General features: G+C 64.7%; 22 protein-coding genes and 2 tRNA genes. 18 read left to right on the top strand and 6 right to left on the bottom strand.

Annotation, left to right across the window (positions count from 1 at the left end; genetic code table 11):
- Positions 1-10 precede the first annotated feature (10 nt).
- The 10 genes from Q7T26_00880 to Q7T26_00835 all read left to right on the top strand — a co-directional run bounded on the left by Q7T26_00880 (position 11) and on the right by Q7T26_00835 (position 13,518).
- Entirely contained in the window at positions 11-1,759 is a 1,749-nt protein-coding gene (locus tag Q7T26_00880) for an ABC transporter substrate-binding protein (GenBank protein ID MDO8530713.1), read from the top strand.
- A 49-nt stretch (positions 1,760-1,808) separates the two neighbouring features.
- Entirely contained in the window at positions 1,809-3,557 is a 1,749-nt protein-coding gene (locus Q7T26_00875; protein MDO8530712.1) for an ABC transporter substrate-binding protein, read from the top strand.
- An 86-nt stretch (positions 3,558-3,643) separates the two neighbouring features.
- A complete protein-coding gene (locus Q7T26_00870; protein MDO8530711.1) occupies positions 3,644-4,603 on the top strand; it encodes an ABC transporter permease in 960 nt (319 codons plus the stop codon).
- An 8-nt stretch (positions 4,604-4,611) separates the two neighbouring features.
- Positions 4,612-5,514, top strand: coding sequence for an ABC transporter permease (locus Q7T26_00865; protein MDO8530710.1), 903 nt, complete (start codon positions 4,612-4,614; stop codon positions 5,512-5,514).
- A 49-nt stretch (positions 5,515-5,563) separates the two neighbouring features.
- On the top strand, positions 5,564-7,549 hold the full coding sequence (locus Q7T26_00860; protein ID MDO8530709.1) for an alpha/beta fold hydrolase: 1,986 nt from the start codon (positions 5,564-5,566) through the stop codon (positions 7,547-7,549).
- Between the two features lie 403 nt (positions 7,550-7,952).
- Positions 7,953-10,295: a hypothetical protein gene (locus Q7T26_00855; protein ID MDO8530708.1), complete on the top strand. Its 2,343-nt coding sequence runs from the start codon at positions 7,953-7,955 to the stop codon at positions 10,293-10,295.
- A gap of 505 nt (positions 10,296-10,800) precedes the next feature.
- A complete protein-coding gene (locus Q7T26_00850; protein ID MDO8530707.1) occupies positions 10,801-11,202 on the top strand; it encodes a hypothetical protein in 402 nt (133 codons plus the stop codon).
- An 82-nt stretch (positions 11,203-11,284) separates the two neighbouring features.
- On the top strand, positions 11,285-11,794 hold the full coding sequence (locus Q7T26_00845) for a hypothetical protein (GenBank protein MDO8530706.1): 510 nt from the start codon (positions 11,285-11,287) through the stop codon (positions 11,792-11,794).
- A gap of 46 nt (positions 11,795-11,840) precedes the next feature.
- On the top strand, positions 11,841-12,821 hold the full coding sequence (locus Q7T26_00840) for a D-2-hydroxyacid dehydrogenase family protein (protein MDO8530705.1): 981 nt from the start codon (positions 11,841-11,843) through the stop codon (positions 12,819-12,821).
- A gap of 115 nt (positions 12,822-12,936) precedes the next feature.
- Complete coding sequence (locus tag Q7T26_00835) at positions 12,937-13,518, top strand: hypothetical protein (GenBank protein ID MDO8530704.1); 582 nt, start codon at positions 12,937-12,939, stop codon at positions 13,516-13,518.
- 136 nt (positions 13,519-13,654) lie between these two features.
- Here Q7T26_00835 and Q7T26_00830 read toward each other — a convergent pair whose 3' ends face one another.
- Together Q7T26_00830 and Q7T26_00825 are read right to left on the bottom strand one after the other, a co-directional pair.
- Positions 13,655-13,957 carry a hypothetical protein gene (locus Q7T26_00830; GenBank protein ID MDO8530703.1) on the bottom strand — a complete coding sequence of 101 codons (303 nt, stop codon included), beginning with the start codon at positions 13,955-13,957 and terminating at the stop codon, positions 13,655-13,657.
- Positions 13,905-14,129, bottom strand: a complete 225-nt coding sequence (locus Q7T26_00825; GenBank protein MDO8530702.1) for an excisionase family DNA-binding protein — start codon at positions 14,127-14,129, stop codon at positions 13,905-13,907. Before Q7T26_00825 ends, Q7T26_00830 begins: the two co-directional genes overlap by 53 nt.
- Before the next feature lie 523 nt (positions 14,130-14,652).
- Between Q7T26_00825 and Q7T26_00820 the strand changes: the two genes are divergently transcribed.
- Positions 14,653-15,459, top strand: a complete 807-nt coding sequence (locus Q7T26_00820) for a hypothetical protein (protein ID MDO8530701.1) — start codon at positions 14,653-14,655, stop codon at positions 15,457-15,459.
- Between the two features lie 283 nt (positions 15,460-15,742).
- Here Q7T26_00820 and Q7T26_00815 read toward each other — a convergent pair.
- The 3 genes from Q7T26_00815 to Q7T26_00805 form a co-directional block, all read right to left on the bottom strand.
- Positions 15,743-15,819 (bottom strand) — tRNA-Arg (locus Q7T26_00815).
- Positions 15,820-15,915: 96 nt separating this feature from the next.
- A tRNA-His gene (locus Q7T26_00810) sits at positions 15,916-15,991 on the bottom strand.
- Between the two features lie 226 nt (positions 15,992-16,217).
- Complete coding sequence (locus tag Q7T26_00805; protein MDO8530700.1) at positions 16,218-17,192, bottom strand: response regulator; 975 nt, start codon at positions 17,190-17,192, stop codon at positions 16,218-16,220.
- Between the two features lie 273 nt (positions 17,193-17,465).
- On the opposite strand from Q7T26_00805, the gene Q7T26_00800 reads away from it, so the two are divergent.
- Together Q7T26_00800 and Q7T26_00795 are read left to right on the top strand one after the other, a co-directional pair.
- Positions 17,466-18,779 carry a (Fe-S)-binding protein gene (locus Q7T26_00800; GenBank protein MDO8530699.1) on the top strand — a complete coding sequence of 438 codons (1,314 nt, stop codon included), beginning with the start codon at positions 17,466-17,468 and terminating at the stop codon, positions 18,777-18,779.
- A 98-nt stretch (positions 18,780-18,877) separates the two neighbouring features.
- Positions 18,878-19,096, top strand: coding sequence for a hypothetical protein (locus Q7T26_00795; protein MDO8530698.1), 219 nt, complete (start codon positions 18,878-18,880; stop codon positions 19,094-19,096).
- 27 nt (positions 19,097-19,123) lie between these two features.
- Here the strand turns inward: Q7T26_00795 and Q7T26_00790 are convergent, their stop codons facing one another.
- Positions 19,124-20,020 (bottom strand): CoA ester lyase, encoded by an 897-nt coding sequence (locus Q7T26_00790; protein ID MDO8530697.1) that lies wholly within the window; start codon positions 20,018-20,020, stop codon positions 19,124-19,126.
- Between the two features lie 640 nt (positions 20,021-20,660).
- Here Q7T26_00790 and Q7T26_00785 point away from each other — a divergent pair.
- From Q7T26_00785 to Q7T26_00765, 5 genes are all read left to right on the top strand, one after another.
- A complete protein-coding gene (locus Q7T26_00785) occupies positions 20,661-20,783 on the top strand; it encodes a hypothetical protein (protein MDO8530696.1) in 123 nt (40 codons plus the stop codon).
- A 33-nt stretch (positions 20,784-20,816) separates the two neighbouring features.
- Complete coding sequence (locus Q7T26_00780) at positions 20,817-21,350, top strand: thiamine pyrophosphate-binding protein (protein MDO8530695.1); 534 nt, start codon at positions 20,817-20,819, stop codon at positions 21,348-21,350.
- 10 nt (positions 21,351-21,360) lie between these two features.
- Positions 21,361-21,963: a thiamine pyrophosphate-dependent enzyme gene (locus Q7T26_00775; GenBank protein ID MDO8530694.1), complete on the top strand. Its 603-nt coding sequence runs from the start codon at positions 21,361-21,363 to the stop codon at positions 21,961-21,963.
- A 268-nt stretch (positions 21,964-22,231) separates the two neighbouring features.
- Positions 22,232-23,269, top strand: a complete 1,038-nt coding sequence (locus Q7T26_00770) for a D-2-hydroxyacid dehydrogenase (GenBank protein ID MDO8530693.1) — start codon at positions 22,232-22,234, stop codon at positions 23,267-23,269.
- A 2-nt stretch (positions 23,270-23,271) separates the two neighbouring features.
- Positions 23,272-24,405: a cobalamin biosynthesis protein gene (locus tag Q7T26_00765; GenBank protein ID MDO8530692.1), complete on the top strand. Its 1,134-nt coding sequence runs from the start codon at positions 23,272-23,274 to the stop codon at positions 24,403-24,405.
- Positions 24,406-24,522 lie beyond the last annotated feature (117 nt).

Here is a 24,522-nt window from a genome sequence, read left to right as displayed (position 1 = left end):
GAGTCTTGCCATGAACATAGTCCGGCCTCTGTCCTCCGCGGCCACGGTTCTTGCCTTGGCGCTGTCGGCCTGCGCCCCCGTTTCCGCGCCGCCTCCCCCTTCCGCACCCCAGGCGGCGCCCACCGCAGCGCCCCAGCCCGCGGCGCAACCCACAGTCTCCTCGCAACAGTTGCGCCCCACGCCGGTCCCCGCTACGCCCCGTCCGGCGCAGGCGACCCCTGCTCCAGCAGCCGCATCGGACGAGCCCAAACGCGGCGGCTGGCTGATCGCGTATGGGGCGAGTACGGAGCGCACGCTGGACCCCAACCAGGAGACCAGCATCTTCCCAAGCCAGTTCCTGACCGGCGCCTTCCATAGACTGGTCACGATTGACCCGGAGCAGCTCCCCAAGGAACGCGTCATGATAGGCCAACTGGCCGAGCGGTGGGAGGTGGACAAGAGCGCCCAGAAGTGGACGTTCTATCTGAAAAGCGGCTACACCTTCCACGACGGCCAGCCGCTGACGTCCGCGGACGTGAAGGCGACCCTTGAACGGATGCGCGACGCGCCGGGCGGCATCATCAGCCCCTTTAAGCAGGTAGCCTCCGCAATCGAGAAGGTGGAAACTCCGGACGCCACGACTGTCGTCATCACCACCAAGCGTCCGGCGGCATGGATGCTCACGTTCCTGGCCCAACCCACAACGTCCATCGTCCCGGCGCACATCGTCTCCAAGGACCAGAAGGCGCTGGAGAAGAGGCCGATTGGCAGCGGCCCCTTCAAGTTCAGCGTCCGAGAACCCGATGTTAAAGCCGAGTTCGTCCGGAACGACAAGAACAGAGACCCCAAGCTACCCTACCTGGATGGCATACGCTGGCTGACCATCCGAGAAGCGACGACGCAGTTCGCCGCCATCCGCACGGGCCGGGTCAACTTCACAGGCTTCGGCACGCGCGGCCTCAGCAAGTCAGAGGCTGACCTGCTGACCCAGCGGACTCCCGGAGTCAGGATATCGCGCTACGGGACCACCACCGTCCAGTTCCTGTGGCTCAACACGCGCGCCGGCCCATTCAAGGACGTCCGCGTCCGCCAGGCCGCGGCCAAGGTCATCGGACAGCAGGAAATCATTGACGTTGCTCATGAAGGCGCCGGTTTCAAAGGAGACTTCACCGGGCCCGCGGGGTTGACCTGGTCACTGCCGGAGGACAAGCTCAACACTCTTCCCGCGTACAAGGGCCCGACAGCAGCGGACGCCGCCGACGCCAAGAAACTCCTGGCCCAGGCGGGTTACCCGGACGGGTTCAAGGTTGAATGGCTTCTGCCGGATACGCCGGGCTACGAGTTCCGCCTGGCTGTGGAGACCAAGCAGCTTGCCAAGATAGGCATCACGGTGAACGCCAAGATATCCCGCTACCCTGTGGAGTGGGTGCCCGCGTTGCGTGAGGGCCGATTCACCCTGGGCGAAGGCCCCGGCGCGGACGTGTTCTACGACCCGGACGCCCTCCTCGCCATGTGGACCACGGGCGCGCTGGACAACCGGCCCGGCCTCAGCGACGCCCAGGTGGACGATCTGTACAACAAGCAAGGCCTCACCGTTGACCCGGTGGAGCGCAAGAAGCTCGTTGACCAGTTGCAGCTCCGCCTGTGGGAGCTGGCGCCCGCCATCCCCACGTACAACGGCATGTACCATCACGCCACGCTCCCTGAGATCAGAGGCTGGACACACCCTGGCATTCTGCGCGACAATTTCTGGTACGAGAAGGTCTGGATAGCCCCGTAGGCGCGCGGAGAGCGCCGTTAGATATCTGGGACACGGAAAGGGCCATCGTATGAAAGTCACGCGCCGTCTCCTGTCCGCGGTCGCAGCCGTGGGCCTGCTCGCCGTATCCTGCGCGCCCACACCCGCGAAGCCGCCCTCCGCCGCACCCCAGGCGGCGCCCACCGTGGCGGTCGCGCAGCCGTCGCCGTCTCCCACGGCCACCGCACGCGAGGTATTCCCGACTCCGGCCCCCGCCACCCGGCCTCCACCCGCCACGCCCACGCCGGCGTCCAGGGCGGATGCGCCAAAGCGCGGCGGCTGGATGGTGGCCTACATGACCAGCATTGGGCGCACGCTGGACCCCAACCAGGAGACCAGCGTCCTCCCCAGCGAGGCCCTGGCCAGCACGTTCCACCGGCTTACCGCGATTGACTCGCAGCGCCTGCCGAAAGAGCGCGTCCTCATCGGGCAGCTCGCCGAGAAATGGGAGTCGGACGCTACGGCCCAGAAGTGGACGTTCCGGCTGAAGACCGGCTTCCAGTTCCACGACGGCCAGCCCGTGACCTCCGCGGACGTGAAGGCGACGATCGAGCGCATGCGGGACGCGCCCGGCGGCATCATCAGCCCCTACAAGCGCGTGATGTCCGCCGTCGAGAGGGTGGAGACGCCCGACGAACGGACAGTGGTGATCATCACGAAGCAGCCGTCGCCGTGGATGCTGTCCTTCCTCGCTCTTCCCACCACGTCCATTGTTCCCGCGCACATCGTCTCCAAGGACCAGAAGGCGCTGGAGAAAAAGCCCGTTGGCAGCGGCCCCTTCAAGTTCAGCGCCCGCGAAGACGACGTAAAGCTTGAGTTCGTCCGCAATGACAAATACTACGACCCCCAGCTTCCCTATTTGGACGGCCACCGCTGGCTCGTCATCCGCGAGGCTGCGACGCAGTTCGCGGCGCTGCGGACGGGACGTGTGAACTTCACCGGCTTCGGGACGCGCGGTCTTACCAAGTCGGAGGCGGACCTCCTTGCGCAACGCGTACCGGGAGTGTCCATCGAACGCCACGGGACGACTGCAATCCAGTACCTGTGGTTGAATACGCGGTCAGGCCCGTTCAAGGACCTGCGGGTCCGCCAGGCGGCGGCCATGGTACTGAATCAGCAGGAGATTGTCGACATCGCGCACGAGGGTATTGGATTCAAGGGGGACTTCACCGGGCCCGCCGGCCTGACGTGGTCCCTGCCGGAAGATACGCTCAAGAAAATCCCCGCGTACCGCGGCTCCACGGATGCGGACATCGCCGCCGCAAAGAGCCTCATGAAGGAGGCGGGATATCCCGACGGCTTCCGTGCCGAATCCCTGCTGCCCGACCTCACCGGCTATGAGTTCCGTCTGGCGGTGGAAACCAAGCAGCTCGCCAAGATAGGCATCATCGTTACCGCAAAACTCACTCGTTACCCCGTCGAGTGGCTGCCCGCCATGCGCGAAGGGCGGTTCACGTTGACGGAGGGGCCCACGCAACCGGTCCTCTACGACCCCCAGGCGCTTCTGTCCGTCTGGACAACGGGTGATGAGGGCAACTACACGGGCCTCAGCGACCCGAAGGTAGACGAGCTCTACCAGAAACAGGGCTTGATCGTGGACCCCGTCGAGCGCAAGAAGGTCGTTGACCAGCTCCAGGAGCGCCTGTGGGAGATGGCTCCCGCCATTCCAGTCTACCAATCCATGTACATCCACGCCACTTTGCCGGAGGTCCGGGGCTGGACGCATCCCGGCATCGTAGGGGACAACTTCTGGTATGAACGGCTCTGGATCGCGCAGTAGGACCCACCCGGAGGCAGACTAGCAAGCTAATCTGCCTCCGGACGCTTCTCCCACTGACGCGCTCATGAAATGCTTCTGAGGACTCAATGCCGCAGTATCTGGCCCGGCGCTTCCTGCTCTTTATCCCCACCCTGTTGCTGGTGTCCGCCGTCATTTTCACCGTCCTCCGCGTGCTGCCCGGGGACGTGGCCGTGCTCATCCTTGCGGGACCGGAGGGCCAGGGCCGGTACACCCAGGCCGACCTGGAGAACGTGCGCACCCGACTGGGGCTGAACCAGCCTATCCATGTCCAGTACCTGTCGTGGATAAGCAACGCAGTGCGGCTGGACCTGGGCGATTCCCTTTTCACCGGCCTCTCCGTCCGCGATGAGATGGTCCGCCGCCTACCCGTGACGTTTGAGCTGGCGATGGTCACCCTGGCCGCGTCGCTGCTCATCGCGCTGCCTCTGGGCATGATCATGGCGCTGCGCCAGGACACGCCGCTGGACTATTTCCTGCGCATCTTCACCATCGGCGGGCTTACCATGCCTCCCTTCTGGATAGGCAGCATCATCATCCTCGCGCTGGTCCTCTTCTTCGAATGGATGCCCCCCATCGGCTGGAAAAGCATCTTCGCCGACCCCTGGGGCAACCTTCAGATCATCATCTTCCCCTCAGTGGCAATGGGCTACTTCTACGCCGCCGTGGTGAGCCGCATGACCCGCTCCACCATGCTGGAGGTGCTGCGCCAGGACTACGTGCGCACCGCGTGGGCCAAGGGCCTGCGCGAGCGGGTGGTCGTGTTGCGCCACATGCTGCGCAACGCCCTGCTGCCGGTCATCACCATCAGCGCGTTCCAGTTCGGCGGCCTGCTGGGCGGAACTGTGGTCATGGAGTGGCTTTTCGCCCTCCCCGGCCTGGGCACCGCGCTGGTCAGCAGCATACTGGACAGGGACTATCCCATGGTCCAGGCTATTATCCTGCTCATTGCGTTGTGGTTCATGCTCATTAACCTTGGGGTTGACCTGCTGTACGGGTGGCTTGACCCGCGCATCCGGTACAGGTAGCGACGCACATGCGCCTGGACAACGCGACAACCCGCACGACCGTCCCCGCCAACCCGCTCAGGCTGGCCGCCCGCGTACTGAGGAGCATCGCGTCCTTCGTCCGGCGAAAGCCCCTCGGCGGCGTGGGCGCGCTGCTGGTCATTGCGTCCCTGGCCACGGCCCTGCTCGCGCCCCTGCTTGCGCCGTACGACCCCTCCGACATCTTGCCGGGCAAGCTCTTCCTCTCGCCGCGGACCGGGTTTCCCGCCGGGACCGACAACCTGGGCCGCGACCAGCTCAGCCGCATCATCTGGGGCTCGCAGGTTTCCGTCTACGTGGGTCTCACGGCCGTCGCCCTCGGCACGACATTCGGCTCGCTGCTCGGACTCGTGAGCGCCTATCTAGGCGGCGGCTTCGACACCCTGTTGCAACGGCTCGTGGACGCGCTCATGGCGTTCCCTACTCTGGTGCTGGCGCTGATTATCGCGGCCACCCTCGGCGCGTCGGTGAATAACGTAGTGCTTGCCATCGCCGTGGTGCTCATACCCCAGTCCAGCCGCGTGGTGAGATCGGTGGCGCTCTCGGTCAAGGAGGCGCAGTACGTGGATGCGGCCCGCGCCGTGGGCGCCAGCCACGCCCGCGTCCTCTTCCTGCACATCCTGCCTCAGTGCACCGCTCCCTATCTGATTATCGCTACGGCGGGGATAGGATTCGCCATTGTCGTAGAGGCGTCCATCAGCTTCCTGGGCGCAGGCCCGCCGCCGCCGACGGCGACGTGGGGCAACATGCTCTCCGGAGCGGCCCGGCAGTTCGCGGAGCGCGCGCCGTGGATGGTGCTCTTCCCCGGCATCGCCATCAGCCTGACGGTCTTCGGGTTCAACCTGCTGGGCGACGCCCTGCGCGACGTGCTGGACCCGCGCCTGCGGAACTAGCCGCCGGAAGGGGCACTGGCCCCGCGCCAGCTTGTAGTACACTGGGCGTATGCCCACCACGCGCGTCACCTTCCCCAACCTTCGCGGCCAGACACTCGTGGGCCTTCTGGAGAAGCCCGACGCGTCCACCGGCAAGCTTCCCGCCGTCGTCCTCTGCCACGGCTTCACCGGCTTCAAAGAGGTCAAGTATCTGGTCCGGCTTGCCCAGGCCCTGCGCGACGCCGGTTTCGCATGCCTGCGCTTCGACTACGCGGACGGCATCGGCGAGAGCGATGGAAGCTGTGAGGACATGCTGCTCACCCATCAGATTGAGGACACCTTCGCGGCGATCAACTTCCTAGAGGCCGACCCGAACGTTGACGGACAGCGCATCGGCCTGGCGGGCCACTCGCTGGGAGGCGTGGCCTGCATCGCCGTCGCCGCGTCGGACACGCGCGTGAAGGCGCTGATGACCATCGCCGCACCCGCGCACCCGGACTTGCAGCACCTCTTCGAGCCCGACATGGTGAAGCGCTGGAAACGCCAGGGGGTCGCCGATATCCCCCTGTACCCCAAGGGCCACGTCCGCGTCCGCTACAACTTCCTGGAGGACTTCCGCAAGTACGACGCGACGGAGATCATCCGCCAGGTCCGCGTGCCCGCGCTCTTCGTCCAGGGCGCGCGGGACGATGTCGTCCCTCCGCGCAACACGCAGGCCCTGTACGACAACGCGGGCGGCCCCCGGAAGCTGGAGCTAGTACCGGGCGCGGAGCACCTCTTCCTGGACAACGCGAGCATCCAGCACATGGTCCGCACAGGCGTGGAGTGGTTCCGGCAGCGCCTGGCCCGTGTCCTTGCGCCACACCCACGGGCGGTGCTAGACTCCGAGCGGCCCATATACCCAACCCCAAGGAGGCACACCATGGAAGCCGAGGTCAAGCAAGGCACAGAGGCCAAAATCACTCAGGAGATGGTTAACGAGCTTCTCGCCGTCAAGGGTAAGGAGTTCTCCACCAAGGGACAGTGGAACGCCGAGGCGGGCAAAGACTCGATCCGCCACTGGGTTGAGGGCATCGGCGACATGAATCCGCTGTACCAGGACGAGGAGTATGGGAAGAAGACGCGCTTCGGCGGCGTCACCGCGCCGTTCAGCTTCCTGCTGAGCTGCGAGGGCAGGGCCGGCCGCGTGGGCATGCCGGGTATCCACGCCCTGCACGCGGGCGTCCGCTTCGTCAACTATAAGCCCATCCGCGCGGGCGAAACCATCGTCACCACCGGAGGACTGCATGACCTGGTGGAGAAGAAGAGCAGCAGCTTCGCGGGGCGGACATTCATCCAGACATGGTTCAAGAACTTCCGCAATCAAAAAGGCGATCTGCTTTCGACGCTGTATGAGTTCTTTGTTCGATCGGAGCGCAAGACGGCCAGCGATAAGGGAAAGTACCAAGGAGTCACCAAGCACAAGTGGACCGAGGCGGAGCTGCAGGAGATATGGAAGGGCATTGAGGCGGAGGAGGTCCGCGGCGCGACGCCCCGCTACTGGGAGGACGTCAAAGTGGGAGACGATCTGAGGCCGGTGGTCAAAGGCCCGCTCACCATGTCGGACGTCGTCGCCTTCAAAATGGGCTGGGGCAGCCAGCTTGTACACCATATTCGCGCCAACGAGGTACGCTACTGGATGATGAAGCGCCACCCGGGCATCCCCATCCGGAACAAGCTCAACGTGCCGGACTGCCCTGAGGCCGTGCACATGGACGACGATTTCGCCATCCGCATCGGATTCCCTGGCTGGTATGACTACGGCCCGCAGCGCGTCTCGTGGGTCGCCAACATCGTGACGAACTGGGTTGGCGACGACGGCTGGGTCAAGGAGTTCTACGCCGAGGTACGCCGCCCGAACATCGAAGGGGACGTGCAGTGGTGCAAGGGCAAGGTGACGCGCAAGTGGGTCGAGGGCAACGAGCACCTGGTGGCGTGCGACGTCTGGGCGGAGAACCAGCGGGGCGAGATCACCGCGCCGGGCAACTCGGTGGTCGTCCTGCCGTCGCGGGGCTAGGTAAGCGGAACGGTCCGCAAGGGGGGAGGCGTTGCGCTGGCTGCCATCGCCGTCCCTCAATCCTCGTGATAGAATTGGCCCCAGTCATGGGCAGGTCAGCGGGCTTGGGAGGGTGCGCCACGTCGTTGCGGGCGGGAGCGCCACGGAAAAGTCTCGCTCACGGTTCGACCCTTCGGCTCTGCTCAGGGCAGGCAGGCTCACCATGAGCGGAGCGTGACGACAAAAAGGAGGATGACAAAAGGCCGCCAGCAATAGGGAAGGGTGCGACCGGCCTCAGCGCCATAGTAGGTACTGCGTCGGGTAGAGTTAGCATCCATGCCGCGTCAAGGGCTGGTCTTAACAGCCCCGCGCGCACGGATGCGGGAAGCTGCCCAGGCAACATCGCCTTAAGAAGGAGGACGTCATGAGGTCGCACCACGTAGCCCTTCCCGCTCTTCTCGTGGTCCCGCTCCTGGTTCTGCTCGTCTCCGGCTGTAACCTTATCAAAATCGAATTCGGGGACGAGACCCCCGTGCCCGTGTCCCGCCCTGCGACTTCTGCGTCGCCCGCGCTGGCGCCAACCCCGACGCCTGCGCCTCCACCCACGCCTCGGCCCGCGCCCACTGCGGCTCCTGCGGCGCTTGTCCCACCAGCCCCTGCGCCCACCGCGGCCCCCGTGGCCCGCGCCCCAACGCCACAGCCTGCGCCGTCACCATCGTCAGGTCTCTCCCTGCCCGCGGCGAACGACCCTCTGCCCTCCTGGCCTGTTTCCCGCCCGCCCAAGCCACCGCCGCCCCCGCCCGGCACCCGCCAGTCCGCTACGGGCAAGATTACCGTCGGTCAGACCGTCACCGTAGCCTCGACGGAGGTGCCCCCGGCCGGCGGGCAGATCGAGTACACCCGCCCCGGTGACTCCGTGAATGGTCTGAAGGTGACCGTACCAGCCAACGCATATCCGGACAAGCGCGCCTTCAAGGTCTCCTACGCTCCCGTGATCGGCGTCACTTTCAAGGACTTCAAGGCCGCCTCACCGCTCATCACGGTGGACAACGGCGGCGGCTATTCCGGCGAGATGATGAGGTTGACGGTGCCGGTGACGCTGGCCCCGGGCGAGTTCGCCATGGGCTTCCTCTATGACGACAAGACCGGCAAGCTGGAGGGCCTGCCGCTCCTGGCGATGAGCGCCAGTTCAGTGACCGTGGGGACCTACCATTACTCGAATGTCATCATCAGTGTCATTGATTCCATACCGCTGAAAAAGGACATTGACAGCGGATTCCGCCCAGGGATTGACGACTGGCAATTCGTCAATCGCGGCTCGTACATCGAGCCCGGCGGCCACTGCGCCGGCCAGGCTCTCACCGCCCTCTGGTACTATGTGACCCAGCCGGACGGCAAGGACTTGACACTGTACGACCGCTATGACAACAACCGTCTCACCCCCGCTACGCCGGAGATATGGGAGGACGACAGCTACGGCTATCGTTTCGCCTCGGTCATTCAGAAGGACATCAACTGGGACAGCTTCGCCAACAAGCTCCAAGAAAACCTGGCTGGCGTGGATGACGAGTTGACCTTCAAGGCGTTCGCCTACTCCATGCAGCTCACCGGCGAGCCGCAGGAGGTAGGCCTCTTTTCCAGCAAGGGCGGCGGGCACGACATGATTGGCTACTGTATCAAGGACAACCAGATTTACATCGCCGACCCCAACTATCCGGGCGACAACGACCGGCGCATCGAGTTTGTGAACGGCAAGTTCAAGCCGTACAACTCGGGGGCGAACGAAAAGGAGATCAAGGCTGGCAGAGGCAAGGCCTATGAGACCATCCAGTACGCCGCCAAGACGGCCACCGTGGACTGGAGCCTCATCGCGCGCCGCTGGGCGGAGGTCAAGAGCGGTACCATCGGCAACGACCGCTTCCCGAAGTACACCCTGGGTTACGTTGACAAGGATGGCAACGTGCAGCCGCTGAATAACGGCACGGTGATCGCCATCAGCCCAGTGAGGATCGGCAACCTCGAAGAAGGTATAAGGATTGCTATCTATCGCGACGGGCAGAAGCTCAATCCGGATGCCTCGGGGCGCTTCACCCTCGTACCCGGCGATAACAAACTGGGGTTCGCTGTCTACGGCAAGGTCGGAAAGGACTGGGAATACGTGGACTTCCGGTACGTGACAGTCCGTTACGAATCGGGCACGCCAACGCCAACGCCAACCGCTACCCCCACGCCAACCACCGGCAGGGGCCCGCCCTGGGTGCTCAAGAAAACAGAAGCAAGCGTCGAAAAATTCCCCGAAGGTTACCGTGGACTTTCCGGTTTCCAGGTGAGCGGCGGGCTAACGGCAACGGGCAGCGCGAAGCAGGCAGATTTCTGCAATGGAAAGAATACCGAGATCGTGTATCAAAGCTCTCACTCCTTTTCCGCCGCGCCCCCTGGACGTCTGACGCCTGGTCAGATGGTACCGGTTACCGGAACTGCCAGTGTAAAGGCCGCGGGGGGGTGCATAGGGGTGCCAGGAAACCTGGAGTACACAGGCTATGTCTACACCGGCATATCGCTCCAATTGGCGTTCCAAAGCGCTAGTCCGTACGGGACCGTGGAGGTGCGCTACAACACAGCCACGCAACCCTCACCGCCCCCGAAATCACAAGCGATAGACTGGAAAGTGCCCAATGGCTCCAGAGGCCAGGAGATGGTCGTCACCTACAGTGCAGGGACGATTGGCGGCAATAGTAGCACGATGTACACGTACGCGTGGGAGTAGCTGGCCCGGTAGGACGGGGCCGCAAGGGGCGCACGTTGAAGGGCAGGCCGCGCCGAGTCAGGGGCTGGTCTCACAGCCCCGCGCGCCCGGACGCTGGAAGCTGCCCAGGCAACATCGCCTTAAGAAGGAGGACGCCGTGAGGTCGCACCACGTAGCCCTTCCCGCTCTTCTCGTGGTCACGCTTCTGGTTCTGCTCGCCTCCGGCTGTGACCGTATCAGAATCACAATTGGGGACGAGACCCCCGTGCCCGTGTCCCGCCCCGCGGCGACTGCGTCAGCGCCAACCCCGACGCCTGCGCGGCCAGCCGTGTCACCAACGCCCGCGCCCGCCGTTGCCCCGGCACTCCCAAACCGCTTGGCCGAGCTGCAGAAGGCTACGAGGTTCGCTGCTGTTGTCAGTGGCGCCAGCGGGCTCGGTGATGCTGTTATTGGTGGTGACGGCGCCTCCGATAGCATCTCAACACCCTTCGGCTATAGTGAAGCCGAGGTGAGGGGCGGGCGTTACTTGCAGACCATGCCTGCCATTACCTGGAGCGGGGCTACTTTCTCGTTCAAGGACTCCGTGCGCCAGGGGGAGTTCGGGTATACCCAGGACTTGACGGGCACGGTCTCCGCGGATGGCCAGACGCTCCTGTCCGCCACGTACACCTGGTGGCGACTTGACCGGCAGGGCTTTGATGACAACACGCGTAAACTCATCACCGCAAGGATGGTGCTGTCAAACGTTCCACTCCCGTCTTTCGCCAAGGACGGTCCCGACGTGCAGAAGTACGTCACCAGCATCGAGTACAAATACAAGTACACGAACCTCAAAGACCCCAGCAAGAATAGCGAGAAGACCTACGTTTCCGGCGACTGGTCCGCGCCCAAGACCAGGCTGTTTGTGGCGTTCACCGGGTACCCTTGAGGCTGTGGGGAAGCGACGACGGAAAGGCCGCTAGGAGACGAGGACCGCCGCTATCCCAATAGTCTGACATGAAGGTGAGATATTGGCCCCAAAGCAGACACCCGCGCGCTATGCGGGCGTTCGCAAGGCGCGCCGCGACCGCCCGCACGCGGGGCTGGGCACGCGGGATTTCCTGCGGCTCGTGGAATCGGCGGCGCTGGCCGCGCTCCCGCCCGGACTGGCGCGCAAGGCCGACTCCCGCATCCGCTTCAGCCTGCTTCAGCTCCACTTCGGCGACACGACGGTCCACTACGAGGTCTGGGTGCAGCGCCGCGGCCAACCCGCCGGACAGGGCGTCATCGAAGTCGGCCTCCACTTCGAGGGCCGGGACGGCGAGCGGAACCGCGCCCTGCTCGCGGGCCTCGTGGCGCACGCGGGCGAGCTGATGCAGGCGCTGGGGCCGCGCATTGAGCCGGAGGAGTGGACGAAGAGCTGGACGCGCCTCCACGAGACGCTGCCGCTGGACGCGCCGCTGGACGCGCGCCTGGCCGACGCCCTGGGCAGGCGCGTCGCGCGGTGGGTTGACGTCTGCGAGCCGCTTCTGCCAAAATAGGGGACGCCGCGGGGCCTGCGGCGCTAACGACCGAAGGAGTAACGCAATGGCGCGCATAGCTGTGCTCGACGACTACCAGAATGTCGCGCGGCGGATAGCCGACTGGAGCCTGCTGCGCGCCCACGAGGTCGTGTTCTTCCGCGACCACCTGGAGGACGAGGGCGCGGTCGCGAAGCGGCTCCACGACTTTGATTTCGTCATCGCCATGCGCGAGCGGACGCCGTTCCCCGACTCGCTCCTGAGGCAACTGCCGTCGCTGCGGCTGCTCGTGACCACGGGCCGCCGCAACGCTTCCTTTGACACGGATGCGGCGACGAAGCTGGGTATTGTCGTAAGCTACACCGGAGGGACGAGCACGAGCACCGCCGATCTGACTATCGGCCTGATGATTGCGGTGATGCGGCACATCACGAAGGAAGACCGCACCGTGCGGGAGGGCCACTGGCAGCGGACGGTGGGCGTGGCGCTCGGTGGAAAAACCCTTGGGGTCATCGGCCTCGGCACCATTGGCTCACACATCGCGCAAATAGCGCAAGCGCTGCGGATGCACGTCGTGGCGTGGAGCCAGAACCTCACGGCGGCGCGCGCCGCGGAGTGCGGCGCGAGGTTCGTGTCCAAGCTGGAGCTGCTTCAGACGTCAGACGTGGTCACCATCCACCTCCGGCTGAGTCCGCGCACGCGGGGCCTGCTGGGCGCGGACGACCTGGCGCTGATGAAGCGGACCGCCTACCTCATCAACACGTCGCGCGGGCCAATCGTTGACGAGGCCGCGCTGGTGAGCGCGCTGAACGACGGGACGATAGCGGGCGCGGGGCTCGACACCTTCGACCAGGAGCCGTTGCCCAAGGGGCATCCGCTGCTGACGGCGCGGAACACTGTCCTGACACCACACCTCGGCTACGTGACCGAGGATTCCTACCACACCTACTACACGGATGCGATCGAGAGCATCCTGTCGTTCGTGGACGGCAAGCCGCTGCGGGTGCTCAATCCGGAGGTGCTGGACTCACCCGCAAGGCGGCGGTAGGCGCGAGAGGCCGGTGAAGCCGAGATGTGAACTCACGACCGTCGGCTCCGAAAGGGACGCCAATCCCAGGCCTATTTGATTTCAGAAGCGGAGAAGACCAAAGGAGGAGAGAATCATGGCAAAGCCCGTCGCCAACGTTCCAGCGGACGCCAGGAAAGCCATCGGAAAGGCGTTTCCGGCGCTGGCGAAAATCAAGGACGCCAGCCTGCGAGAGGGAGTCGTCAAGACCTGGTACATGGCCTGGAAGGAAAGCTCCTACAAGCGCCTGGAGGACGCCCCCATGGGCGTCGGCAGGCCGGAGGACTCCCTGCTGAAGCACGTCAACGCGGTGACCGGCTCCGCCTACGCAATAGGCCAGCAGCTCCAGCAGGTGTACGGGACAAAGCTCAATTTCGACTACGTCATCGCCGGCGCTCTGCTGCACGACGTGGACAAGATAGTCATGTACGAAGGGACGGGCGACAAGGCCAAGCACTCCGCGCTGTCGGAGAAGATCGTCCACGGCGCATACGGGGGACACCTTGCGTTGCTGGCGGGGCTGCCAATGGACATCGTCTTTATCATCATGGCCCACAGCCCCAAGGTGGATGTGGAGCCGGACAGTCCCGAAGGCCAGCTCATCTGCCACGCCGACCTGGCCGTCGCGAGGACACCCAAAGGTGTCACAGACAAGCCGAGGGCCGGTTCGCCTCATTAGGGCCGCGCCAAGCCGGGACGGGAACCGGGCGTTGGAGAGACCGCGCATGAAGATGGTAGAGCGCGCTTCATGATGGAGCAGGCCTTGGCCGACACCTTGGCCGCACCGCAAGGCGACCATGAGCCGTTCGGCGTAACTAACGAGTGGCATCGGCATCATCGCCCGCCTTTGCAGACTCCGCCTGCCCCGTCCCGCCCTCCATAAGCCGCTCCACCTCGCGCCGCAACTCGCGCAGGTGCTCCCACGCCGGAGAGTCCGGCGGCAACAGGCCAGGCAGATACTCATCCAGCCACAAGAGGCAGTCCAGCGCCACGCTTAGGCGCTTGCGCGGCGTCATCCCGCCCAGTCGCGGCTCGTTGGCGGCCTCCTGCGCTGGAGCGGCCTCGTTAGGAGCGCCCATCGCTCCGCGCACCTTCCGCCCCGCTGCCCTGCGCCGCACCGCCGCCCGCCAACTTCGCCAGGAGGGCCGCCCTTGGGATAAGTATTCTGCGACCTACTTTGATTGAAGGTATTTGCCCGTTTTTTACCCCAGCGTAGGCTGAAGAGCGGCTCAGAGCGAGCAACTTGGCTGCTTCGTCCACGCTGATAACCAACTTCTCGGTATCTTCCATCACGACGGCCTCCTTAGGTGAGCTTCACTCGCTTCCAGTATCGCACCGTGTAACGGAGTGTGCTATACTTGTAGTGTCACGAAACGTAACAACAGAGGCGACGAGGAAGAACTTGCCTGCATTACCAGGATTTGTCAGAGGCCAATTCTCTTGCTCAGTGTTCGTGCCTAGAGCCGGTTTCGAGTGGACCGAGGAAGGCGTTCATCCATGGACACACGAGCATGCGGTGACTCTGTATTGTCCTTCGTGCTATCTATACGCGCCTCTCTACCCCAGAACCCCAGGTCATCCCCCGCTCGTCACGTACAAATCGCCACTTGGCGCAATAAACCTGGCCCCTCTTGGGAAGGACATATCAGACCCTACGGCACCCGGAGATTCCTGGAACCCAGTTTTCCCTCTCAGGGTCACGGACCTACATCATCGGTTTGCCGCACTCAGAACCGATGACTCCATCCTTCAATTTGCGAACCAATGGGGCTATCTCAGACACCTATTTCCGCTACACCGTAAAGAAGGCACAGTGGGAACTCACGAACCCGCACAACTCTGGCGAGTGGAAATCATGCGCATGCGTGAATTGCTGAAGTTGTGGAACATTGCTAGGGAGGCAAGCCAGGGAGACACGTCTAAACAAAGACAACTGATGCGGTACGTGACCTGGCCTTCCGAGAATGAAGTGCTTATATCTGACTCGCAGGGTCAGCAACAAGATAAGATTACATCAATATATCCGGCGAACAGGAATTTGCTTATCCCTTTCTATGAAATTAGCGACAAGCTTTCCTTAATGGAAAGGCTCGCTAAAAAAGGTGAGAACGCAGTAAGGTCTCCCGTGAGCGCAGTTTGGCAAAAAGGCGATGTTACGGGCCCGGCTTTGTACTACATATATGACATGATCAATATGCGCTTAGGAGGTGTGTGGGACCAGCTTGACCAAATCTCCGATGGGCACGTCAAACCCAGGCTTTTGCGATTCAGGGACGGGGAAATCTTGTTGGTTGCCGACTGCCTGTTAGCTGCTCTATATTGCCTGTTCGCTCTAGAAATAAGTGGTAAGACTCCACTGGCTCGAACGTGCGCGGCATGTGGCGAGCTGTTCAAACCGGAACATCGTCGCGATGCCCGGACCTGTTCACCAAGATGCCGGATGGCTTTTTCGCGGGCTACTCAAAGGGGTATTGACAAAGCGGCGAAGACGTTTCGTACGATTCAGACCGACAAACTTTTGAGCTTTGTCGCAAAGGGGATCAAAGACAGCATTGGAGAAGACCCCGCAAAGCTCAAGGAAGCCGGAGAGAAGTTGATGCATCTGCTCAACGAGCGTTAGCACAAACATGACCACCTCGTCGAGACGGACTACCGGAAAGCCAAGCCCTACGGCAACAGGACTTCACGCAGGTTCAAGAACTGGAGGGTGGGCACCATGACAGACAAGCTGAAGGAGGCCTGACCATGCGTGGCCACATTTGCAAACGGAGCAAGGCTACCCAAGGTCGCCGCAGGCAAGCCGCGGGCCAGTTCGCCTCATTAGGGCCGCGCCAGGCTGGGACGGGGTCCGCGCGGCGGAGAGACTCAGCATGGGGAGGTCTGGACAAGTTCCGTGGGGAGAATGGCGCGCCCGGTGGGATTCGAACCCACGACCATCGGATTCGAAGTCCGACGCTCTGTTCCGCTGAGCTACGGGCGCACGCCGTCATTATAGGCGCTGGGGTAGTCACGAGGCAAACCGCCCGGTGGCGATCAGCGGTCTGTGGGGTAGCTTGGATGGGAGTTGCGGTGAGGATGGGGTGAGCGGAGGGGTTCGAACCCTCGATCTCCTGGGCCACAGCCAGGCGCCTTAACCACTAGGCAACGCTCACCGCGTTTTCAGGACAGTGCCCAGTGTAGCATCCAGGCCACATACGGTCAAGGTAAGAGCCTATCCGAAAACCGGGGGTACTCATTCGCTCGCCCTTCGACGGGCTCAGGACGAGCGGCTTCGACTCGTCGCTCATGGTGAGCATGCCTGCCCTGAGCGAAGCCGAAGGGTCGAACCAGGGCGGCGAGTATCGGACAGGCTCCAGGCCACGCCCCGGCGGCTGCCCGCTACCGCTTCTGTTGCTCTATCGCACGGCGGAAGGCGTCAACGAGCGCCGGGTCAAACTGGCGGCCCGCCTGGCTGCGGAGTTCCGCCAGCGCCAGGCCCTGTGTTCGGGCCTGCTGGTACGAGCGGTCGCTGGTCATGGCATCATACGAGTCCACGACGGTCGTGATTCGGGCAACCATCGGAATGGCATCGCCCTTCAAACCGTCCGGATAGCCCTTGCCGTCCCATCGCTCGTGGTGATGCCGGATGGCGTCCAGCACCAGCGGATTGTCCACCAGAGGCCGGCAGATGTCGAAGCCCACGGCAGGATGCCGCTTGACCACCTCATACTCCTCCGGCGTGAGGGCGCCCGCCTTCTCCAGAATGGCATCGGGGACACCAATCTTCCCGATGTCGTGCAGCAACATTCCGAAGCGCATCTCCCGGAGCGAACGCCCGGAGAGGCCCACCTCCCGGCCCAGCATCTCGGCATAGGAGGCGATCCGCTCCAGATGTCCCTGGATATCCGGAGTCTTCGCCTCGACGGCGCGCGCCAGGACGAGGACGATGCGCTCCGTGCGCGTCAGGTCCTCTCGCAGACGGCGGAGCCGCAGGAGCGACCGTACGCGCGCCACCAGTTCGACCGCGTCCACGGGCTTGGTCAGCAGGTCGTCGCAGTCCGCCTCAATGCTTTCGACCTTGCTCACCGGTCCGTAGCGGGGTGTGACAAGCACGACAGGGGTCTCGCGGAACTGGGGCGCCTGGCGGAGCCGCTTGCAGACCTCCAGGCCGGACAGCCGGGGCATGGCCACGTCCAGAAGGACGAGGTCGGGAGTCCTGCTGAACGCCAGGTCCAGGGCCTCCTGGCCGTCCCGCGCGGTCAGGACCTGGTATCCCGCCAACGTCAGAATGCTCTGAAGACGCGTCCGATGGGCGGCGCTATCGTCGGCCACGATGATCGTGGCGCCGTCTCCTTCGGCGGGCAACTTCCCCATCTGACGCACAAGCCCTCCCCACTAATCATTCGCGATTATCCGGCAGTGTGGCAAATCCTACCAAAAGACTGGTGATAGCACAAGGCCGGATTCCGAGTCTTCCGGCGAACACTTCACGACTTATAGTACGATTTCACTCTTCAAATGCATGTGAACGCCTTCAGCGCTTTGCAAAATTGATGTTTTTGGTTGGTATCAGCTCCCTCACTGCGCGCGGTCTTCTCTATCAATGCATCGCCAGACGCCCTGAGCGTGCTATCATGAGACTATCGTATGGAGATAGCGCAACAGGCCCACGCCTCCGCAAGGCGGAGCACACAGGACGCGTTGACAGGCCAGTACGACAACATGCTGGCCTGCATCCGGTGTGGCCTCTGTCTCTCCGTGTGCCCCACGTATCAGGCGACCATGCTGGAAGAGGAGTCGCCGCGCGGACGCATCGCCATGGCCCGCGCTCTGGCTGAAGGCCACCTGCCGGTCACGTCCGACCTGCGCCGCCACGAGGCGAGCTGCCTGGTCTGCGAGGCGTGTACCGCCATCTGTCCCACCGGCGTCCGCATGGAGGAGATACAAATCGCGTTGCGCTCGGATGCGCCGCGAGTCTCCCGTCCGCCCGTGGCGGGCCGTCTTGCCCTGGCATGGGTGTTCCCCCGCATGGGACTCTTCCGCGCCGCCGCAGGGCTGCTGCGCTTCTACCAGCGCTCGGGCATCCAGACCGCAGCGCGCGCCACGGGACTCCTGCGACTCCTGGGCCTGGCCGCCGCCGACGCCCTGACGCCGCCCGTCCCCACGCACTTCCTCGTGCCGCGAGGGCAAGAGTGGGGCCAGGGGAAGCCCCGGGCCGCCCTCTTCGCCGGGTGCGTCATGAGCACCCTGTTCGCCGACACCGACCGTCGCACAGTCGACGTGCTGATGCGGTGCGGGCGCAGCGTGGAGGCGACCGACGGCCAGGGCTGCTGCGGCGCGCTGCACGCCCACGCCGGCGACGTGGCGCGCGCGCGACGCCTGGCGCAACGGAACATCGCCGCATTCGAGCGTTCGCCCGCCGACGCCATCGTTGTGAATGCGGCGGGATGCGGCAACATGCTGAAGAAGTACCCCGAGCTGTTCGAGGACGACGCGGCCTGGCGTGAGCGGGCGCGGCGTTTCAGCGCGCGGGTGCGGGACGTGACGGAGTACCTGGACTCCCTGCCGGACCGGCCAGCGCCGGAGCGCATGGACATACGCGCCGCCTACCAGGACGCCTGCCATCTGGCCAGCGCCCAGCGCATCACGGCGGCGCCGCGGCGGCTGCTCCAGAGCATTCCCGGGCTGGAGTTGGTGGAGATGCGAGAGAGCGCCCTGTGCTGCGGCAGCGCGGGCATCTACAACCTGACTCAGCCCCGAATGGGGTCCACTCTGCGCGAGCGCAAGCTGGACTGCGCGCTGGACACGCGCCCCGATGTGATCGTCACCGCGAATCCGGGGTGTCTCCTGCACATGCAGGCGGGCCTGGCGGAACGTAAATCGATCGTCCGCGTCATGCACATCATCGACCTGCTTGCGAAGGCGTATGAAAACAGTGAAGCACCTAAACAACCGCCCTGAGCGGAGCCGAAGGGAGAAGGGGGTGAGGTATCCACGCAAGCAAGCGCCGCCATCCATAGAATATCGCCCGTCCTGTGCGGGCTATTGAGGTGAACGCCATGGGAACATACAACTCGGCCATCAAGTGCATCGAGATGGACGCGTCCGACGAGGCGGTCATGCCCGCCCACTTCAAGAACGCCCGCAAGGCGTGGGCCGCCAGGCAGAACGTGCTGGACGGGCGCATGGTGTACCACGTGGACGACAAGGGCGTCTGGGCACGCATCCAGGACTGGCAGAAGAACGAGTATTTCTGGCCGAAGGCGCTGTTCAGGTAACAGGCCCCGCGCATGGGTGTCCTGGGGCTACTTGATCAGCCCCAGCTTCCGCGCCAACTCCAGCGTCTGCGTGCCCGTGCGGACCATCGCCGTGTCCACCATGTCGCCCTTGTACGTGATGGCCGTGGTGCCGCGCTTCTCCGCCTCGGAAAGCGCCTCCACCAGCCCCCGCCAGTAGGCGATCTCCTCCGGGGTGGGCGAGAAGACCTCGTTCACCACGGCCACATGCGAGGGATGGATGAGCCGCAGCCCCGTGTAGCCGATGTGCCGCATCTCCGTGGCGAAGGCGCGCAGGCCGTCCAGGTCCTTGATGTCCGTCCAGAGGCCGCCCATGGGGTAGCGTGTCCCCGCGGCGCGGGCGTCCAGCAGGATCTTGGAGCGCAGGAAGAGGCTCTCCTTCGCGTCCCGCGTCCACATGAGGCTCAGCGCCTTCGCGATGTCGCCGCCGTTCGAGACGACGGCCCCGCAGTTCTCCACCCGTTTGGACGCCGTGAACACCTCGTAGGCTTCGCGCATGGCTCGCGCCGTCTCCAGCCCCGGCACGATGATCGTCCGGCCCACCTCGACGCCCGCGCGCCGCTCGAAGGTGGACAGTAGCACGTCCAGCTCCACCACGTCCTCCGGCCCGCGCGCCTTGGGCAGGAAGACCGCGTACAGGCCCTTGCAGACCACGGCCTCAAGGTCGTCGGCGGTCGTGCCCGTGTCAATGCCGTTCACCCGCACGAGCAGCGTGTGCTCCGCGCCCATCTCCCGCAGGGCCTCCCGCACGAACTTGCGGGCGGCGGGCCGTTCGACGGGCGGGACCGAGTCCTCCAGGTCGAAGACAAGCCCGTCGGCGCCGTACTTGGGCGCCTTGCGCATCCATTCCGGCTTGTTGCCGGGGACGTACAGCACGGAGCGGAGCGGCTTGGGATCAATGGGCATGACAGCCTCCTTAAGTGTAGGGTGCGCCCGGCGCACCCTACACTACTATCGGGGGCCGCGTGCGTCAAGGGCCTGTACTCGTCCACTACATACCTGAGTTCCCCACCGCGGCAAGACGCGGCTCACCTCGTCGCATCGTCACGTCCCGACGGCACGCTCGCGACGCACGCCTCCAGCCAGACCTACCCATTTCGACAGAGAGCGCTAAGCCATGCCCTGGTCTTGGGATAACCGGTCAGACGGACGCGGGCACACGGGCCGGGCGGTACGAAGCCCAACGCGAAAAGGACCCGGCCCCGCGCGCCGTGCTGAGGCCATAGATACGAAGCGGCGCCTTGGGCCGCAACCCAGGGCGCCGCTGGAGGAAAGGGAGCCGGAGCACCCACACCAATGTATGCGCTATCATTCCCGGAAGCCAACAACGCCAGCCATCACTTTCGGTAAATGTTTGATCGTGAGACACCCCCAGCCCTCGTCGCCGCCACGCCTGTTGCACAGTCACGGCACAGCTTCACGGCGTTTCATGCACCCACATTGGACTCGTCAGCAGCCACGTCCGGCGGCCCGCGTACGTCCCGCTTGACCGCACAGCACGCATCGCGCTACCATCTACCCATTAGCCTGCTTTTCGAGGAAATGCATGAATCAACGCACGCTCGTCTTGGGCACACGCCTGAGCATCAGCGACGCCACAGTCGAACGGATACGGCGGGACCACCCGGCCCTGCGCGACGTCATAGACCCGCGGCCGCGGACACGGTAGGAAGCGCACGATAATTGCGGAAGGAGGTACACGTTGTCCATACCTTCGAAAGACCTGGCCCGCCTGGTGTACCAAGAGCTACGCGCCTGCGGCATCCGCCACGTGGTCGGCGTGCCGGACCGAGAGACTGCCGCTCTCTGGCAATGCTTCGTCGAGGCCAAGGACGCGAAGGTGATTACGGCCTGTCGCGAGGGAGAGGCGGTGGGCATTTGCGCGGGGCTGCACCTGACAGGACACCAGCCGCTCTACTGCGTTAAGAACTTCGGCTTCTTCGAGTCCCTGGACACATTTCGTGTTCTGGCGGTGGACCTGCGAACACCTCTGCTCATGTTCATCGGCTATGCTGGTAGAGCGCGGCCCGGCTTCGAGGAGGAACTGCGGGCCCGCCGGGGCGACGCGGCCTCGCAGATCATACTGGCGGGCCAGTGGACAGAGAAGATACTGCAGGCCATTGACGTTCCGCACTACACGATAGACAAACCGGACGACGTGCAATTCGTACGCCGCGCGGTGCAGCAGGCCACCGCCGAGTCGCGGCCCGTGGCCCTGCTCGGCGAACTGCCCTAGGAGGCGCAACATGTCACGCATGACCACGGCCCAGGCGCTGGAGATCATCGATCGTCACAGGACTGATGAGGTCGTCATCGCGACGATGACAGCGGGGAGTCTTTGGCCTCAATACAGCCGCTCGTCTCGCGACTTCACGCACACTGCGCCCATGGGCAGCGCGCCGAGCATCGGTCTTGGCGTCGCGCTTGGGCGGCCTGATCTGCGCGTCATCGTTTTGGACGGCGACGGCAGCCTGCGCATGAACCTGGGCGTGCTGGTGACGGTGGGGCAGGAGGCGCCTCCGAACCTTGTCCACGTGGTGTTCGAGAACGGCGTTTACAACCTGACGGGCGGACAGCCGGTCTCCGGCAGCGACCGTCCGAATACGCTGGTGGACATTGCGCGCGCAACGGGATACCGGAACGTACACGCATTCGAGGATGTGGAGTCGCTGGACCTGGCGATGAACGACCTCCTGCTCGCGCCTGGGCCGACGTTCGTTTCTCTGCGAGTGTCACCTGCGCTCGACATCGAGCAAGCTCGCGCGGTGAGCCGAAGTCCGGCGGCGCAGGCCAAGCAGTCGCGCCGAGGTTGGAAGAATCTGCACACCTTGCTGAATTCGCCTACCTAGCGGACGCTTTGGGCGCATGCGCTACGCGTGCCTAAGGCCCTGTGACGACAGAGGGCAAGGCGGGGTTCCGCAGCCTTAGGCGGAATGCGATCGCCTCGATGGCGCTCCGAATGCTCACGCCACCATCACTTTCAGTACGTGTTTGGCCGTGCAACACCCCCAAGTTCTCGCGATGCGCCCGCTTCTGCCCGTGTCCGGCGGACCCGCTTGACCGCACAGCACGCATCGCGCTACCCTCTACCCATTAGCCTGCTTTTCGAGGAAATGCATGAAGCAACGCACGCTCGTCCTGGGCACACGCCTGAGCATCAGCGACGCGACCATCGAACGGATACGACGAGACCACCCGGCCCTGCGCGTCGTGGACGCCAGCGCCGACTGGACGCTGGTGGCGGGATTCAAGACCATTCCCCCCGTTGCGGGGGCGGCATGGGAGGCGGCAAGCCAGCGGCTCAACAAGAGCCTGGCCGAGGCGGAGATTATCTATTCCCTGCAGTACATCCCCCTCGACCTGAAGGCGCACGCGCCGAAGCTGCGCTGGATACACTTTGGCGGGACGGGCATTGACCTGACGCAGGGCAGCGACATCCACGACGGCAGCCTGCTGCTGACGAACAGTCGCGGCGCGCTGGCCGTGCCCATCGCCGAGTGGGTGGTCACGCTGATGCTGATGCTCGCCAAGCAGACCCGCGCGCTGGAGGAGAACCAGCGGCGGAAGCGGTGGGAACGACGTGACGTGGGAGACCTGGCGGGCAGGACTATCGGCGTCCTGGGGCTGGGGAACATCGGCTCGGCGACGGCGCGCCTGTGCAAGGCATTCGGGATGCGCGTGCTGGCGACGCGCCGCTCCTGCGCGCGCCGCGGGCCAGGCGACGACGGCTTTACCGACGAGATGTTCCCGCCAGACCAACTCCATGAGATGCTGGCCCAATGCGACTTCGTGGCGATCACGCTGCCGTCCACGCCGGAGACGCGCCACATCATCGGCGAGCGGGAGCTGCGCGCGCTCAAGCCGACCGCTTACATCGTGAACGTGGGGCGCGGCTCGCTCATTGACGAACCTGCGCTCATTCGCGCCCTGCAGGAGGGACGAATAGTCGGAGCAGGGCTGGACGTTTTTGAAGAGGAGCCGCCCGCGCCGGACAATCCGCTCTGGAGCATGCCCAACGTGATTGTGACGCCGCACATGGCGGGGGCCACGGTGAGCCACGACGACCTTGTGGCGGCCATCCTTCTGGACAACATCCGCCGCTATATGGCGGGCGAGCCGCTGCGGAACCCCGTGCGGCCCGACATGGGGTACTGATTGTGACTACGAGCGAGCCACAGCAAGCCGCGCATGCGAGCGGCGGGCCGCGCGTCGCGGTGATGGCAATTACGAAGCACAGCGCCGCGCTCTCCCAGAGGCTCCGCGACCTGCTGCCCGGCGCCGACCTCTTCATCCCGGACAAGTTCGCCTCGCAGGTGAGCGGCGACCGCGCCACGCTGTTCAATGAGAAGGTAAGCGAGAAGCTCGGCGAGCTTTTCACCAGCTACGATAACCTGGTCCTGTTCATCTCCCTGGGCGCGGTCGTGCGCATGCTGGCGGGCCACCTCAAGGACAAGCGCTACGACCCGGGCGTCGTCGTCGTGGACGACCGCGGGCGCTTCGCCATCAGCGTGCTGTCCGGCCACATGGGCGGCGCCAACGCCTTGGCCCGGCGCGTCGCCGACCTGCTGGGCGCGCAGCCCGTGATTACCACCGCGTCGGACGTGGGCGGGACCATCGCCGTGGACCTCTTCGGGCGCGACCTCGGCTGGCGCATGGAGAGCGATGCCCACGTGACGCAGGTGAGCGCGGCGGTGGTCAACGAGGAGCCGGTGGGCGTGCTCGTGGAGACGGGCGAGTCCGACTGGTGGCCCGCGGGCAAGCCGCTGCCCGCCAGCATCCGCGTGTACGCCACGCTCGACGAGCTGGCCGCGGCCAACCCGAACGCGGCGCTCATCGTCACCGACCGGCTATTGGACGAAAGCTACGCCGCGCTTTTCAAAAAGGCGGTTGTGTACCGGCCCCGGAGCCTGGCCGTCGGCGTCGGGTGCAAGAAGGGCGCTGCCGCCGACGACATCGAGCGCCTCGTCCGGCAGACGCTTCAAGACGCGGGCCTGTCGGTCAAGAGCGTGCGCAACCTGGCGAGCATTGACGCCAAGCGCGGCGAGCCGGGCCTAGAGGAGGTCGCGCGACGCCTGGGCGTGCCCATCGTTTACTACACCGCTGAGCAGTTGAACGCCGTCGAGGGCGTGGAGAGCGAGTCGAAGGCGGCGCTGGCGGCCGTGGGCGCCAAGGGCGTCTGCGAGCCCGCCGCGCTGCTGAGCGCAGGCGCGCGGCGTCTGCTGGTGAGCAAGCGCAAGACAACCAGCGTCACCGTGGCCGTCGCGCGGATGGAGTTCAGCAAAGGCAAATAGCCCGACGGATCACGCGGGCGATTACGCCAACGGGATAGAATGGCATCAGGAGGGTGCGGGGAACCCAGGTTCCCCGCCGGGGGGCCGGGGGATGAGGCAATCCATATCATGGGAGGG

It is taken from the genome of Dehalococcoidia bacterium (genome assembly GCA_030648205.1).
Classification (GTDB): Bacteria; Chloroflexota; Dehalococcoidia; order JAUSIH01; family JAUSIH01; genus JAUSIH01.
Note: the sequence above shows the minus strand (reverse complement) of the source record. Positions and strands in the feature narration are given on the sequence as shown.

Coding starts and splice junctions, on each gene's coding strand:
- Q7T26_00875 (MDO8530712.1), top strand. CDS start 1,809: ATGAAAGTCACGCGCCGTCTCCTGTCCGCGGTCGCAGCCGTGGGCCTG.
- Q7T26_00790 (MDO8530697.1), bottom strand. CDS start 20,020: ATGCCCATTGATCCCAAGCCGCTCCGCTCCGTGCTGTACGTCCCCGGC.
- Q7T26_00870 (MDO8530711.1), top strand. CDS start 3,644: ATGCCGCAGTATCTGGCCCGGCGCTTCCTGCTCTTTATCCCCACCCTG.
- Q7T26_00775 (MDO8530694.1), top strand. CDS start 21,361: ATGTCACGCATGACCACGGCCCAGGCGCTGGAGATCATCGATCGTCAC.
- Q7T26_00805 (MDO8530700.1), bottom strand. CDS start 17,192: ATGGGGAAGTTGCCCGCCGAAGGAGACGGCGCCACGATCATCGTGGCC.
- Q7T26_00770 (MDO8530693.1), top strand. CDS start 22,232: ATGAAGCAACGCACGCTCGTCCTGGGCACACGCCTGAGCATCAGCGAC.
- Q7T26_00855 (MDO8530708.1), top strand. CDS start 7,953: ATGAGGTCGCACCACGTAGCCCTTCCCGCTCTTCTCGTGGTCCCGCTC.
- Q7T26_00800 (MDO8530699.1), top strand. CDS start 17,466: ATGGAGATAGCGCAACAGGCCCACGCCTCCGCAAGGCGGAGCACACAG.
- Q7T26_00840 (MDO8530705.1), top strand. CDS start 11,841: ATGGCGCGCATAGCTGTGCTCGACGACTACCAGAATGTCGCGCGGCGG.
- Q7T26_00835 (MDO8530704.1), top strand. CDS start 12,937: ATGGCAAAGCCCGTCGCCAACGTTCCAGCGGACGCCAGGAAAGCCATC.
- Q7T26_00795 (MDO8530698.1), top strand. CDS start 18,878: ATGGGAACATACAACTCGGCCATCAAGTGCATCGAGATGGACGCGTCC.
- Q7T26_00860 (MDO8530709.1), top strand. CDS start 5,564: ATGCCCACCACGCGCGTCACCTTCCCCAACCTTCGCGGCCAGACACTC.
- Q7T26_00880 (MDO8530713.1), top strand. CDS start 11: ATGAACATAGTCCGGCCTCTGTCCTCCGCGGCCACGGTTCTTGCCTTG.
- Q7T26_00865 (MDO8530710.1), top strand. CDS start 4,612: ATGCGCCTGGACAACGCGACAACCCGCACGACCGTCCCCGCCAACCCG.
- Q7T26_00785 (MDO8530696.1), top strand. CDS start 20,661: ATGAATCAACGCACGCTCGTCTTGGGCACACGCCTGAGCATCAGCGAC.
- Q7T26_00825 (MDO8530702.1), bottom strand. CDS start 14,129: ATGGAAGATACCGAGAAGTTGGTTATCAGCGTGGACGAAGCAGCCAAG.